This window comes from Acidithiobacillus sp. 'AMD consortium', assembly GCF_008926505.1.
Classification (GTDB): Bacteria; Pseudomonadota; Gammaproteobacteria; order Acidithiobacillales; family Acidithiobacillaceae; genus Acidithiobacillus; species Acidithiobacillus ferridurans.
On the sequence record NZ_CP044411.1, the window covers coordinates 1,511,484 to 1,525,164 of the forward strand.

Below are 13,681 nucleotides of genomic sequence, written 5' to 3' on the forward strand. Positions count from 1 at the left end.
GTCCTCAGGCTTTGCCGCTGGCGGGGATTTCGACAGGACTACCCTCGTGGAGCTTGATCTGCCCCCCGGTGACCACCAGTTCTCCCGCCTGCAGTCCCGACAGAATCTGAACCTCATTGCCTCGCTGAATGCCGGTCTTGACGATGCGCTGGAGGGCAATCTGGCTTACCTTGCCATGGACGGTTTTTTTCTCCACCACATAGACAAAGTCACCGAAGGTATTATAGGTGATGGCGCTGGCGGGTACGGTCAACACTTTCTCCAGCCTTTTCTCGATTACCGTGACATTCCCGAACATACCCGGCCGCAGGATGGTCTTGGGGTTGGGTACCGTGGCCTGGACGTCAATCTGGCGCGTAGCGGTATTGATGGCCGCACCCGTGGCGGTGATCTTGCCGCTGAAGGTCTGGCCGGGATAGCTGTCCACCTCCACCTGAACGGGTGTGCCCACATGAATGCGGGCGAAATCACTCTGAGGCACCGTAAAGTTCACAAAAAGGGGATCCCAGGACTGAAGATCGACCATGGCGGTCCCGGGGATGATGTATTGCCCCAGATCTACCTGGCGAACTCCGAGATAGCCGCTGAAGGGCGCGCGGATGGCGAGCTTTGCGAGAGTGGCGTGGTCATTTTTTACGGCGGCGACCGCGCTTTGGTAACTGGCCACCGCGGAATCGAGCTGAGACTGGCTGGCGGCCTTGGTGGCGATCAGCGTCCGCGTCCGGCGGAGATTGATCTGGGCCAATCGCTGCTGAGCCTCGTCGCTGGCCAGTTGCGCTAACTGGTTACTGTTGTCGATCTGGATCAAAGGGGTACCGGCCTTCACGTATTCTCCGGAATGAAAATAGATACCGGTAATGGCACCGCCCAACTGGGGCGTCACCTCCACGCCCTGGATGGCGGCAAACGATCCCACGGCGGTTACTTCCGGGTGCCACTCCCGCTCTACCACCTTGCTGGCGCTGACGCTGACGACTGGTACAGGCATATGCGCCAAGGCCTGGTGCATCATATAGTTGCCGTAGAGCTTGAAGCCGAAAATACTGCCGAAAAGGATCAGCAATATAAGAATGACAATGACAAATGCTTTCTTCATGACCAGTCTCCTCGGCGGATGGCTGTGTTGAATGCGGAATGGCTCATGGCTTTACCTGTGTTACCGGCAACGCGCCAGCAGAGGGATGAGGCTTGCCCTGTGTATTTGCGGGCGGTGATTTCCTGTCGGTTTTGTTCCACCAACCGCCGCCTAATGCGACCAGCAGCGCGGCCGTATCCTGATAGCGCTGCGATCTGGCGGTTATTTCAGCGATTTTGGCGTTGTCATACTGCACTTCTGCAGTGAGGAGAGTGAGATAGTCAGATGCACCCGCACGATAACTCGCCTGCGCCAGCCGCAGTGCTTCCGCGGAGGCCCGTAGCGCCGCGCGTTGCGCAGCAAGGGTCTGCGCGTCATGTTCCACGGCGCGCAAGGCGTTGGCCACCTGGTCAAAGGCGTTCAGCACCGTACTGCGGTAGGCGGCATAAACCACATCGTAGGCAGCATGGGCCTCGGCTTTCTGAGCTTCCAGTTTGCCGCCCTCGAAAATCGGCTGGGACACGGCACCTACCAGGCTCCATATGCTGCTGACAGGGTTGAAAAACAGCGCGGGATGACTCGCCGTATCGCCAAACGCAGCAGTAAGCTGAACGGTTGGGTAGAATTGCGCCCTCGCCTCACCGATGACCGCATTTGCGGCCTTCATTTGCGAAAGCGCAGCGCGGATATCCGGACGCTGTTTGAGCAATTGCGAGGGGAGACTCACCGGCAATTCTTCGGGTAGTTGCAACTCGGTCAGGGTAAAGGGCTGCCGTCTGGCATCTGCAGGAAAAGCGCCCACGAGAATGGCCAGTTCATGACGATAGACGGCGAGTTGCTGCTTCAGCGGAGGCAACGTCGCCATTTCGCTGGCCAGTTGGCTGCGCTGGGTGACGACGCTGAGATAGTCCACGGCGCCCGCCTTGTACTGGTTCTCGGTGAGTTCCAGAAGCTGCCGCTCCTGGGCCACGATGGCCCGGGTAGCGCGAATTTGCCCCTCTGTCGCCGCCTCGCTGACGGCAGTGGTGACGATGTTACCGGTCAGGGTCAATCGCGCCGCTTCCAGTTCCCACCGCTGATATTTTACCAAAGCCTCGCTGTTGCGATAGACCAGACGGTTGACGCCGAAAATGTCCGGGTAATAGGAAACTCCGACGCTTCCGGTAATCAGGGAATAGTGAAATCCGCTGCTGCCACCGAAGGCCGCCCCGCTGGCTTTGCTCCGATTGGCCTGCAGATTGCCGGTGACTTGTGGATAGAAGATGCTGGCGTTCGCGCGCGCGGTGGCCTCGGCCTGTTTCAACTGGGCCTGAGCCTGGGCGATGGTCGGGCTGTTTTTCAGGCCTACCGCGATTAATTCGTCGAGTGCCTTGGAGTGAAAGAGTTTCCACCACTCTTCGTGCAGCTCTTTGCCATATGCGATCTCCTGGGAGTGACCGGAAGGGCCGCCCGGAGCCACGGTTTTTTTGGGGCTGATGCCCGCCGTGTAAGGTGTTTTGTCGGCTGGTGCCCGGGGAACGCGCAGCGGCGGCTCAAAGCTGCAGGCCGCCAGACTTCCCGCAAGTACCGTTGCCAGCGCCGCAGCGACGGGTCTTGGTAGTAGTTTTTGCAAAACAACACCTCTCAACGGCCTGTACCGACTGGTCAGTATAATGGCGAGAATCCTCCCTTTCTGTCAAACCGACCTCACCTCTTTCCGTCGGCGCACGTTGGACGCCCGCAAAGGTACATCCGAGCCAGAATGATCTGTCCTAGAGAAGTATATATCACCTCTTGAATTAGAGAGAGTTTCACCGCATATTGGAAGCGGAGTATTTTGATTGGAGGAGCGTATGAAGACAAAATTTTTTGGAGCCGTCGCCATGCTTTGCCTGCTGGCAGCGCCTGCTGCATGGGCCGAGCCCAGCGTAGCCCAGGTTGCCCAGGCCGTGCAGGCGGGTCACCTGAGCCAGGCGCAAGGCATGATGCAGGAGGTGTTGGCTGCGCATCCGCAATCTGCGGAAGCACAGTATGTGGAAGCGCGAATTCTGGCGCGCCAGGGTGACTGGGCCGGGGCCCGCACGGCTTTGCGGAAAGCGGAACAGCTCGCGCCTGCCATGCCCTTTGTCAAACCGCAGGTGCTGGCAGCTTTTAAGCAGTCTCTGCAGCGCCATGTTGACAAACCGGTCGGCAAAGCCGGTCACTGGGGCGCTGTGCTGGCCTTTTTCCTCGGATTGGTAGCCCTGATCGCGCTGATCTCCATGCTCCGGCGGCGGCGCCAACAGCCCGGGATGTTGTACCGCGGACAGCCTTCCGGACCCTTCGGTGGTACGAATGGGTACGGGCCCAATGGGCCGATGTATCCCGGCGGGGGTACCATGGGCGGCGCACCGCAGCAAGGCGGTGGGTTGGGGTCGAGTCTGGCATCCGGCATTGCCACCGGCATAGGGGTGGGGGCAGGCCTGGCGGCCGGGCAGGCGCTGGCGGGAAGCCTTTTCGGACATGGCAGCGAGTCGGGCAATGTGGGCAGTGAGGGCGGCAATAATGCTCTCGGCCTGACGGATGACTCCTGGGGCAACGATCAACTAGCGTCCAATGATGATTTCGGTATGGATGATGGCGGAGACGGCTGGGGCTAAGCCACTTGTTTTTGCAAACTCGGAGGGGCGTCGCTGGATGCCCCTTTTTTAATTCGTTTCTGAGTATTATGGCAACAGATAACCGAGATTGCGCAATGCCCGACAGACGGCGATCAGCGGTAAGCCCATCAGGGCATTGGGATCCTCGCCTTCCATGTGTTCCACCAGGCTGATTCCCAGCCCTTCGGAGCGAAAACTCCCGGCACAGTCCAAAGGCATGTCCCGTTCCACGTAGCGATGGATTTCCGCATGGGTCAGAGCGTACAGGACGACGCGATAGGGTACCAGAAACGCTTCCGTACCAGACGGGGCGACCACCGTCACACCAGTCAAAAAGTCCACCGCCTGGCCCTGCATCCAGGTCAGTTGCGCAACCGCCTGTTCGATATTTCCTGGTTTGCCGAGAACGCGGCCGGCACAGACGGCCGTCTGATCGGCACCAATCACCACCGCCTGCGGGAAGCGTTGGGCAATGGCCAGCGCCTTGGCGTCCGCCAGACGGCACACCAGTGTTTCAGGGGCTTCGTCCGGGAAGGGCGTTTCATCCACCGCTGCGATTTCCACCCGAAACGGGATCTGCAACCGGCGCAGGAGGTCCCGCCGGTAAGGGCTGGTGGAGGCCAGAATCAGTTCGGGCAAGGCCATGCGTAGGCGTCCTTAACCGGTATTGCGCTGACCGGCAGATATGGCGTTGATGGTGCGCAGCAAGGGATCCAGCCATATCTCCCGGAATTCCGGGGGGGTCTCGTCGTTGCGATAGCGCCGCAGCAACGCGAGTTGAATATGATTCAGAGGTTCCATATACACATTGCGTCGTTGCAGGGAGAATGCCAGGGTTGGGTTGTCGGCAAGCAAATGGTCAGCCCCGACGATGGCGAGCATCTCCGCCTGGCTGCTTTCAAATTCCGCCTGAATTTTACGGTAGATGGCGGTAGCGGCATCCCGATCGTTGGGTAAACCTGCGTATTCTCCGGCAATCGCCATGTCGGTCTTGGCCATCGCCATACCGATATTCCCCATGAGCGCCCGAAAGAACGGCCAGTGTCGGTACATGTCCCGTAGTGCCTGCAAACGTTCCGGCTTGTCCTCCCGCCAGCGGGCGAGGGCGGAACCAAGACCGTACCATGCCGGAAGAACATGCCGTGACTGAGCCCAGGCGAATATCCACGGAATGGCACGGATGGAGGACATGGAGCGATCGCCGCGCTGGCGATGGGAGGGGCGCGAGCCGATGTTCATGTGGGCGATTTCGTTGAGGGGGGTGGCCTCGTAGAAATAATCCATGAACCCTGGGGTGCTTTCCGTGAGATCGCGGTATACAGCCTCCCCGGTCTGGGTGAGTTCCGCCATGATTTTCAGATGGTCCGGGTTGTCGCCCGACGCCGAGCGAACCAGTCCTATGCTCGCCTTGATGAGGCCTGCCGTACCTACGGTCAGTTCATACACCGCCGTCTCCAGATTGGCGTACTTGAAGGAAAGCACCTCTCCCTGTTCGGTAATTTTGATCTGCCCGCGTACCGTATCCGGTGGCTGTGCCAGAATGGCTTCATAGGTGGGGCCACCGCCGCGGCCCACACTGCCGCCGCGACCGTGAAAAACTCGAATCCGTATTTTCCGTTTGTCTGCCAGAGCTGCCAGCCGTAGCTGGGCCTGATACAGGGACCAACTGGAAGAAAGTATGCCGCCATCTTTGCAGGAGTCGGAATAGCCCAGCATCACCTCCTGGATGTCATCCTGACTGCTGAGAATCTTGGTGTAAACGGGGTTGTCCAGCAGGGTGGACATCACCGTATCCATACGCTCCAGATCGTGAATTGTTTCAAACAGCGGGGTAATGGCGATCTCGCTGTAGAGGCCCTGCCGTGACCATCCGGCCAGACCGAATTCCTTGGCAAGCACCAGTACCTCCATAATGTGGCTTGCCTCATGGGTCATGGAGATGACGTAGTTGCCAAAACCGGCGGTGCTGACTTCACGCCGTAGCTGGGCGATGCAGCGGAACATCGCGCAGGTTTCCGCCGCCATCGGGGACAGGTCAGGCGTTTGCTCCACCAGCGGACCGGGGCGGCGCAGCGCGTCGGAAAGCGCCAGTATGCGCGCTTCTTCGGAAAGTTCCAGATAGTTGGCGAAGCCCGGAATTCCGGCGAAAAGCTCGGCGATGGTGCGGGAGTGTACGGAAGATTCCTGGCGGATATCCAGGTTGGCCAGGTGAAAGCCGAAGGTCTGGACCAGCCATATGATCTCCTGGACCTCATTGTCGGCGATATACCCGTCATTGTGGCCACGCAGTGAGTCGCGTACCAGCAAAAGGTCATCAAGGAAATCCTCCGCTGCGGCATAGGCGGGACCCGCCGACTCATTCAAGACCTGACCGTTTTCCAGTTGGCGCAGACGCAAGTCGAGACGGGTCATCATGTAACGCAGCTTGCGACGATAGGGCTCACTGGGGAAACGTTGGTCCACCCACTCGGCAAGCTCTGGAAAGTCGTCTGCGTCACGCTCCAATGAAGCAAGTAGAACGGGAGAGATGGCACAGAATCGGCTGGAATGTCCGAGCAACTGATAGAGGTCACTCAGACGCTGCTGATATTCTTTCAATACTTCAATGCTCTGGGTGCGCAAAGCCCAGCCGGTAATGGCCGCGGTAACATTGGGGTTGCCGTCCCTATCCCCCCCGATCCAGGAACCGAAGCGGATGAACGCGGGAATATCGATATCGGCATTTGCAAAAACCCGGCGCGCGGCCCGGCGCGCGGCCCGATAGGTGAGAGGTACCGCCTCGAACAGGCTATCGCGGAAGTAGAACAGGCCGTTTTCCACCTCATCCTGTACCTGTGGCTTGTTGGTGCGCACCTCTTCCGTTTCCCAGAGTATCTGGATCTGCGCCCGCAGGTTGTCCATCACTTCCTGTTGTTCTTCGTCATTGAGCGCAGAATCGTCGAGCATCTTGCTGGTCACGAAAATGCGGCGCAGGCCATGGAGGACCGTCCGGCGCTTGGACTCCGTAGGGTGTGCCGTGAATACCGGCAGATAACGGATCTGATCCAGGAGAAATTGCAACTGTCCGGGGTTGATACCCTGGCCTTGCAGCTCGCGGAAGGTTTCCTCGAAGGACCCTGTCCACAGCATGCTGCCCTTTTGGAGCAGACGGCGGCGGTGCAGGTGCTGGAACTCCTCTTCGGCGATGTTGACCAAGCTGAAATAGGTGTTAAACGCACGGATGACCAGGACCAGATCGTCTTGGGGAAGGGCGTCGATAAAGCGAGCAAGTCGCTCCCGGAGACGAAGATCCTCCCGCTTGTGGAGGCGGATGTATCCCTGACGCAGTTGCTCCACAGCGTTGAATACGCGATGCCCGGCCTGTTCGCGCAGAACCTCTCCCAGCAGGTTGCCGAGCAACTTGACGCGGCTACGGAGCGCTTTACCGTTGAGGGCCTTTTTTTCCACGTATTTCGTCTCCTTTGAAGCTGATCCGCCCGGAAACCGCTTGGCAACCCCCCTGTTGCCGCTTTCGGCTCCGGGCAGGCGGAGCCGAACGACACACGAGATCACTTTTGACGGCTGGCTTTGCATCTAACGTAATGGCAAGTGTGCGACAGGTCAATTCACCGTGAGGCTGGTCTCCGCAACCCTCGCCCCGAGGGCGCGTCCCGATGTCGCGCAATGCATGGTATTCGGATTGTTTTTGCGGTAGGCTGATGGCCTCGCAGTGGAAGGAGGCCCGCAGGCTTTTTCACTACATCTAAAAGCGCCATAAAGCGACAGTCTTAAGGAGATAAAAATGGCCGGACAACAAAAAGGACAGGTCCTTCAGGATCCTTTTCTCAATCTTTTGCGTAAAGAACATGTTCCTGTCGCCATCTATCTGGTGAACGGCATCAAGCTGCAAGGTTTCGTGGAGTCCTTTGACCAGTTTGTCGTGCTACTGCGCAACAACGTCAGTCAGATGATTTATAAACACGCCATTTCCACGGTGGTTCCTGGTCGCGATGTGCGTTTGCCCTTGCCGGAAGCTGAAGGTGAGAGCAGCACCGAAGAAGAGGCTTGATTCTGGCGAATACCGCAGTCGCTGTGGCCGCACCCCGGGAGAGGATTCTGCTCGTCCATGTGGTATTACGTGGTGAGGTGGATCCCGATGCCGGGGCGGAGTTTTTTCATCTGGCCACCGACAGTGGCGCGGATGTGTTGGAACTGCTTTCCGTTCAGCGCGGACGTCCTGATCCTGCGACCTTTCTGGGGCGTGGCAAGGTGGCGGAACTGGCGGGGCGAGTTGCAGCATTATCCGTGGACCTCGTTCTTTTCGACAGGGTTTTGAGTCCTGTTCAGGAGCGCAATCTGGAGGGCGCCCTCCACTGCCGGGTTGTCGACCGGGTAGGTCTCATCCTCGATATTTTTGCGCGGCGGGCGCGGACCCATGAAGGCAAACTGCAGGTGGAACTGGCGCAACTGACGCGTCTCCGTACCCGCCTTATCCGCGGCTGGACCCATCTGGAACGCCAGCGCGGCGGCATCGGATTGCGGGGTCCGGGTGAAACGCAACTGGAAACGGACCGTCGTCTCATCGGCGAGCGCATTCTTTCCCTGCGCGGGCGCCTGATCAAAGTGGCCGCACATCGGGCAACACAGCGGCGGGCACGGCAGCGGGCACCCCTGCCGACGGTCGCCTTAGTCGGTTATACCAATGCCGGCAAATCCTCCCTCTTCAATACCCTCACCAAAAGTTCCAGCTACGCCGCGGACCGTCTTTTCGCGACCCTCGATCCCGCCATCCGGCGTTTGCAGATAGGAGGGCATGAAGCCATTCTCCTGGCCGATACCGTGGGTTTTTTGCGCGACTTGCCCACCGACTTGATTGCCGCTTTTCGCGCGACGCTGGAAGAGGTAAATCAGGCGCAATTACTTCTTCATGTGGTGGACAGCAGCGCGCCTGATCGCGATGCCCAGATTGCCGCGGTAGATACGGTGTTGAGGGAAATTGGCGCGGAGGGTATTCCCCGCCTGCTGGTACTGAACAAGGTGGAGCTCACCGGAGAGGTGCCGGGAAACGTGTATGAGAGCTCTGGCAAACTGGCAGCGGTGCATGTCAGCGCGCACTCGGGTGTCGGCATACCCGAGTTGCTGCAGGCCGTGACACAGCGTGTGGGGCGCTCCATGTTGCGCGCTGATCTGACTCTGATGCCTGAAGAAGGAGCCCTGCGTGCGCGGATACATCGTCTGGCCAGCGTTATCGATGAGCGTTTCGATGAGCAGGGCAGGACGCATCTGACTTTTGACATTGATGGTCTCAACTGGCGGCGCCTGCATACGCAGATGCGCGATAGCGGTTGTCAGGCGATGGACGCGCCCCCTACAATACCGGCTGATGGCTGAGGAAGGAGAGCAGTATGCCGTGGAGTGATCCGGGCGGGAACGGAAACAAAAACGATAACAACCCCTGGGGACGGCGTCCCGGTGCGCAAAAGCCGGTTTTCGATATTCAGAAAATTACCCGTGAGTTGAAAAAGCTGGGCGGTATTTTCGGCTCGGGCGGCGGGCGCAGCGGTGGGCCGAAGATGGGTTACAAATGGCTGCACCTCCTGCCTTTCCTGGTGATCGGCGTGCTGATCCTGTTCTGGGTTGCTTCCGGCGTTTATGTCGTGAGACCGGGTGAAGAAGGCGTGGTATTGCGTTTTGGCAGAGAGGTCGGTATCAGCCAATCCGGTTTACACTACCGCCTCCCTTTTCCCTTCGAGAGGGTATACTTGCTCAATGTAGCGCAGAGCCGGCGTCTGGTTCTGGGCTATAGCGGTGCTGCCGATACCCAGAATCCCGGCATGATGCTGACCGCGGACGAGAGTGTGGTGGATGTCCGTTTCGCTGTGCAGTATCGCATCACCAATGCGGGACATTACCTATTTGCTACCGCAAATCCGGATCAGTTGATTTCCTTTTGTGCGGAATCCGCCATGCGGGAGGTCGTGGGACGCAGCAAAATCGACAGCCTGATCACTTCCGGCAAAGGCGCCATTCAGCAACAGGTGCAGCAAATCACCCAAAACCTGCTGAGCCGTTACCACGCGGGCGTCAGCGTTGATTCGATACAGCTGTTGGAGGTGACGCCTCCCAAGGTCGTCCAGCCGGCGTTTGCGGATGTGGTAAAGGCGCGTGAAGACATGGAGCGGGCGCGCGACGAAGCGCGGGCCTATGCGAACTCGGTCGTTCCCAAAGCCACGGGAGAGGCCGCAGCGATGGTGACTAACGCCGAAGGTTATAAACAGCAGGTGGTCGACCGGGCCAAGGGGGACAGCGCACGCTTCACCGACATTCTCCAGGCCTATCAGAAAAATCCGAAAGTAGTGAGTGAGCGCATGTACTTGCGCACCATGCAGGACATTCTGAGCCATACCCCGAAAGTGATTGTCGAGAGCAAGGGACAGCCCGTGATATATCTCCATATGCCCGCCAGGACTCCCGCGGCGGTCAGCAGCCCGACGCGCTCTGCGGTAGAAACCGCGCCGACCGTATCCGTGGCCCCGCCGGTCGCACCGACGGTCAGTCCGGTGGCTCTGCCGGCCGCTGTGTCAGGAGCCAGCTCATGAAGAACTGGGCCTGGAGTGTGATTATTGTGGTATTGGCGCTGGTGCTGCTGGCGTCGGCCAGCTTTTATTCCGTATCCATGACCCAGACGGCCGTGGTGCTGCAATTTGGTAAAGCTGTGCGCGTGGTGGAATCCCCCGGACTCTATATGAAGTGGCCCATCGCGCAGAATGTGGCTTTTATCAATAAGAGTCTGTCCAGTTACAGCACGCAGCCGGAATCCTTCTTGACGGTGGGGAAAAAGCCGGTGCTTATCAGCCTTTTTGCCGAATGGCGAGTGGCCGATCCACTGCTTTTCTACGCCCGCCTGCATAACGACGGGACCGCAGAGAGCCGGATTGGCGATGTGGTGCGTTCTGCGTTGCGGAGTGAGGTCGGCAACATGACGCTGAAGTCGGTGATACAGGGCCAACGCAGCAAAATGATGGACCCGGTGCTGGCGGAGGCCAATAAACGTCTTCAGCCACTGGGTGTGCATCTGGCCGATCTGCGTATTCTGCAGGTGGGCTTGCCCACGGATGTGCTGCAAGCCGTCTATAAACGGATGGAGGCTGAGCGTGCGGAGGAAGCCAATGCCTACCGCTCCGAGGGGGCGGCGGATGCCGCCAAAATCCGCGCTGAGGCGAATAAGGACCAAACCCGGATTATGGCGGATGCCTACCGGCAGCAGGAAGAGCTGAAGGGGCAGGGAGACGCCGAGGCGGCATCTATTTATGGTGCCGCATATGGCAAGGATCCGGCATTTTACTCGTTTTATCGCAGTCTGGAGGCGTACCGCCACAGCCTGAGTGACAAAGACGTGCTGGTGCTCAGTCCGGATGCGCCATTCTTCCGGTATTTCCGCCACTCATTGGAGCCAGCAGGCAAATGACGCGTACCGAAAGCCACCCGGCTTGGTTGCTGCCCAGCGGATTTGAGGACGTTCTTCCTGCACGAACGGAGGCACTGGAGCGCTGCCGCCGCGCGTTGCTCGATCTATACGCGCGATGGGGTTACCGTCAGGTCATTCCCCCCCTCGTCGAACATCTGGAAAGTTTGCTGACCGGGAGTGCCGCAGACCTCGACTTACAGACCTGGAAACTGTTGGATCAGGATAGTGGCCGGTTGGTGGGGTTGCGCTCGGATATGACACCGCAAATGGCTCGCATAGACGCCCAGACATCTTCTGCAAAAGAGGTTCGGCGTCTGTCTTATGCGGGTACGGTGCTGCGCGCCCGCCCCGATCTGCTCGGTGGGAGCCGTGCCCCTTTTCAGATGGGCGCCGAGCTCTTCGGAGTGGAGGGGGCGGAGGGAGATCTGGAGGTCCTTTCCCTGATGGTGGAGAGCCTCGTCCACTGTGCCGTACCGGATTTGTTGCTGGATATAGGCCACGTGGGTATTTCCCAGACATTGGCCGATGCGGCAGGTCTGGAAGGCGCTTTGCGCGCTGAACTGCTGCGGCATGTCGAGCGCAAGGCATGGTCGGATGTACGGACATGGCTGCGGGAGCATCATTGCGGTATGGAACTGACCGCCGACTTTCATGCCCTGTCCGGCTTGCAGGGGGATTTCGACGTATTGGAGCAGGCACGCCGGTATCTGGGGCATTACCCAGCCGTTCGTGCCGCCCTGGATGACCTGCAATGCGTATGGTTGGTATTACGGGCACGTTATCCAGACCTGGAGATTCAATGCGACCTCTCGGAGATTCACGGACATCGCTATCATACCGGTCTGCTGTTTTCACTGTTCGGCCCGCAGCGCGGCGAGGCGTTGGCCAGCGGCGGGCGCTATGATGACATCGGTGCCGCTTTTGGGCGGCGACGGGCGGCGACGGGCTTTAGTCTGGATATCAAACCGCTGCTGCCGGGATTCCCGGATTCTGGGAGAATGGGGCGGGTTTGGGCCCCGGCTGGCATGGATGATCTGTTATGGCAGTCGATACAGGAACACCGCCGGGCTGGTTTTGTGGTTTTACAGGATCTGCAGCGTCAGGATGTGCCGAGTCCGCAGGATTTACAGGCACAGGGATTTGACGCCGTCCTGATCCAGGAAGCAACGGGTTGGAAAGTACAGCGTCTCGACTCGTGAAGTTTGATTTCATTTTCCAATGACCCATTTGTGGAGTCGTTCGTGGCTATAAATTCAAATGTTGTAATCATCGGCACCCAGTGGGGTGACGAGGGCAAGGGTAAGGTTGTCGACTGGCTGACGGAGCGTTGCCAGGCCGTGGTACGTTTCCAGGGAGGGCACAATGCTGGCCATACCCTCGTGATTGGAGCGCGGAAAACGGTGCTGCACCTGATTCCATCGGGTATTCTTCGGCCCGGGGTGTCTTGTTTCATTGGTAACGGTGTGGTGCTCGATCCCCTCGCTCTGTTTTCCGAATTGGACGAGTTGTGGCCGGTGGTGTCCGATGCCCATGAGCGCCTGTTCGTTTCCGACGCCTGCCCACTCATTCTGCCTTACCACAAGAGTCTTGACCTGGCGCGCGAGCGGGCGATGGGTGCGGCAAAGATCGGTACTACCGGTCGCGGCATCGGGCCGGCCTATGAGGACAAGGTGGCACGGCGCGCGCTGCGTGTCGCGGACTTGTTTCATCGCGAACGGTTTGCGGCAAAGCTGGGCGAGGCTCTGGACTACCATAACTTTGTGCTCCAACACTATTTTAAACAGGAGCCGCAAGACTTTCATGCCATCCTGGAACAGTATCTGGGGCTTGCGGAGCGTCTGGCGCCTATGGTGGTGGACGTTTCCGTGCGTCTGGCGCGTTTGCAGGCGGAAGGCGCGAGGATTCTCTTCGAGGGCGCCCAAGGTACGCTGCTGGACGTGGATCATGGCACGTACCCCTTTGTGACTTCCTCCAATACGGTAGCGGGTGGCGCTTCCGCCGGAAGCGGGGTAGGGCCGGCGGAACTAGGCTATGTACTGGGCATTACCAAGGCCTACACGACGCGGGTAGGAGCCGGGCCATTTCCTACGGAGCTCTTTGACGAGACGGGCGTCTTCCTGGCGGAGCGGGGCGCGGAAGTAGGTGCAACCACCGGTCGGGCGCGGCGCTGCGGCTGGTTTGATGCGGTGGCTTTACGGGCCGCCTGCCGGGTCAACGGGGTAACGGGACTGTGCATCACCAAGCTGGATGTGCTGGACGGCCTCAGCGAAATTCGCGTCGCCGTCGGTTACCGTGTGAACGGAGTGGTTCAGGAGGAGCTGCCCGGTGGAGCGGAGGCAGTGGCGGCCTGTGAACCCATCTACGAGAGTTTCCCAGGCTGGTCAGAGCCCACGGCAGGCGTGCGGCACTGGGACGACCTTCCCGAGGCCGCTCGTCGCTATCTGGAGGCCATTGCAGAACGCGCCGGACGACCTCTGGCGATTATCTCCACTGGGCCGGATCGGGATGACACCATTTTACGTACTGAGGCCCTGTGACGCA

Annotated in this window: 11 protein-coding genes; 7 read left to right on the top strand and 4 right to left on the bottom strand. The window is 59.3% G+C overall.

Going from position 1 to position 13,681, the window contains the following annotated elements:
- Positions 1–4: 4 nt before the first annotated feature.
- Positions 5–1,096: an efflux RND transporter periplasmic adaptor subunit gene (locus tag F6A13_RS07835; RefSeq protein ID WP_113525640.1), complete on the bottom strand. Its 1,092-nt coding sequence runs from the start codon at positions 1,094–1,096 to the stop codon at positions 5–7.
- A 43-nt stretch (positions 1,097–1,139) separates the two neighbouring features.
- Entirely contained in the window at positions 1,140–2,687 is a 1,548-nt protein-coding gene (locus F6A13_RS07840) for an efflux transporter outer membrane subunit (RefSeq protein ID WP_113525639.1), read from the bottom strand.
- A 220-nt stretch (positions 2,688–2,907) separates the two neighbouring features.
- Here F6A13_RS07840 and F6A13_RS07845 point away from each other — a divergent pair, with 220 nt between their 5' ends.
- Positions 2,908–3,693 (top strand): tetratricopeptide repeat protein, encoded by a 786-nt coding sequence (locus F6A13_RS07845; protein ID WP_126605556.1) that lies wholly within the window; start codon positions 2,908–2,910, stop codon positions 3,691–3,693.
- A gap of 66 nt (positions 3,694–3,759) precedes the next feature.
- Here F6A13_RS07845 and F6A13_RS07850 read toward each other — a convergent pair whose 3' ends face one another.
- Together F6A13_RS07850 and ppc are read right to left on the bottom strand one after the other, a co-directional pair.
- Positions 3,760–4,338 (bottom strand): Maf family protein, encoded by a 579-nt coding sequence (locus F6A13_RS07850; protein WP_113525637.1) that lies wholly within the window; start codon positions 4,336–4,338, stop codon positions 3,760–3,762.
- A gap of 12 nt (positions 4,339–4,350) precedes the next feature.
- Complete coding sequence (gene ppc, locus F6A13_RS07855) at positions 4,351–7,140, bottom strand: phosphoenolpyruvate carboxylase (RefSeq protein WP_113525636.1); 2,790 nt, start codon at positions 7,138–7,140, stop codon at positions 4,351–4,353.
- A gap of 334 nt (positions 7,141–7,474) precedes the next feature.
- On the opposite strand from ppc, the gene hfq reads away from it, so the two are divergent.
- Genes hfq through F6A13_RS07885 form a run of 6 tightly spaced genes read left to right on the top strand, consistent with a single transcriptional unit; the run spans position 7,475 to position 13,677 of the window.
- Positions 7,475–7,741, top strand: a complete 267-nt coding sequence (hfq, locus tag F6A13_RS07860; RefSeq protein WP_009561005.1) for an RNA chaperone Hfq — start codon at positions 7,475–7,477, stop codon at positions 7,739–7,741.
- Positions 7,738–9,063, top strand: a complete 1,326-nt coding sequence (gene hflX, locus F6A13_RS07865; RefSeq protein WP_225981764.1) for a ribosome rescue GTPase HflX — start codon at positions 7,738–7,740, stop codon at positions 9,061–9,063. Before hfq ends, hflX begins: the two co-directional genes overlap by 4 nt.
- A gap of 14 nt (positions 9,064–9,077) precedes the next feature.
- A complete protein-coding gene (gene hflK / locus F6A13_RS07870) occupies positions 9,078–10,271 on the top strand; it encodes an FtsH protease activity modulator HflK (protein ID WP_113525635.1) in 1,194 nt (397 codons plus the stop codon).
- Positions 10,268–11,140 (top strand): protease modulator HflC, encoded by an 873-nt coding sequence (gene hflC, locus F6A13_RS07875; RefSeq protein WP_113525634.1) that lies wholly within the window; start codon positions 10,268–10,270, stop codon positions 11,138–11,140. Before hflK ends, hflC begins: the two co-directional genes overlap by 4 nt.
- Complete coding sequence (locus F6A13_RS07880) at positions 11,137–12,339, top strand: ATP phosphoribosyltransferase regulatory subunit (protein WP_113525633.1); 1,203 nt, start codon at positions 11,137–11,139, stop codon at positions 12,337–12,339. Before hflC ends, F6A13_RS07880 begins: the two co-directional genes overlap by 4 nt.
- A 42-nt stretch (positions 12,340–12,381) precedes the next feature.
- The gene (locus F6A13_RS07885; protein WP_113525632.1) at positions 12,382–13,677 is read left to right on the top strand and encodes an adenylosuccinate synthase; all 1,296 of its coding nucleotides are present in this window, start codon (positions 12,382–12,384) and stop codon (positions 13,675–13,677) included.
- Positions 13,678–13,681: the final 4 nt, after the last annotated feature.

What these genes read in the sequence shown, in the direction of transcription:
- F6A13_RS07835 (WP_113525640.1), bottom strand. Translation starts at nt 1,096, where the DNA reads ATGAAGAAAGCATTTGTCATTGTCATTCTTATATTGCTGATCCTTTTC.
- F6A13_RS07845 (WP_126605556.1), top strand. Translation starts at nt 2,908, where the DNA reads ATGAAGACAAAATTTTTTGGAGCCGTCGCCATGCTTTGCCTGCTGGCA.
- F6A13_RS07850 (WP_113525637.1), bottom strand. Translation starts at nt 4,338, where the DNA reads ATGGCCTTGCCCGAACTGATTCTGGCCTCCACCAGCCCTTACCGGCGG.
- hfq (WP_009561005.1), top strand. Translation starts at nt 7,475, where the DNA reads ATGGCCGGACAACAAAAAGGACAGGTCCTTCAGGATCCTTTTCTCAAT.
- hflK (WP_113525635.1), top strand. Translation starts at nt 9,078, where the DNA reads ATGCCGTGGAGTGATCCGGGCGGGAACGGAAACAAAAACGATAACAAC.
- hflC (WP_113525634.1), top strand. Translation starts at nt 10,268, where the DNA reads ATGAAGAACTGGGCCTGGAGTGTGATTATTGTGGTATTGGCGCTGGTG.
- F6A13_RS07880 (WP_113525633.1), top strand. Translation starts at nt 11,137, where the DNA reads ATGACGCGTACCGAAAGCCACCCGGCTTGGTTGCTGCCCAGCGGATTT.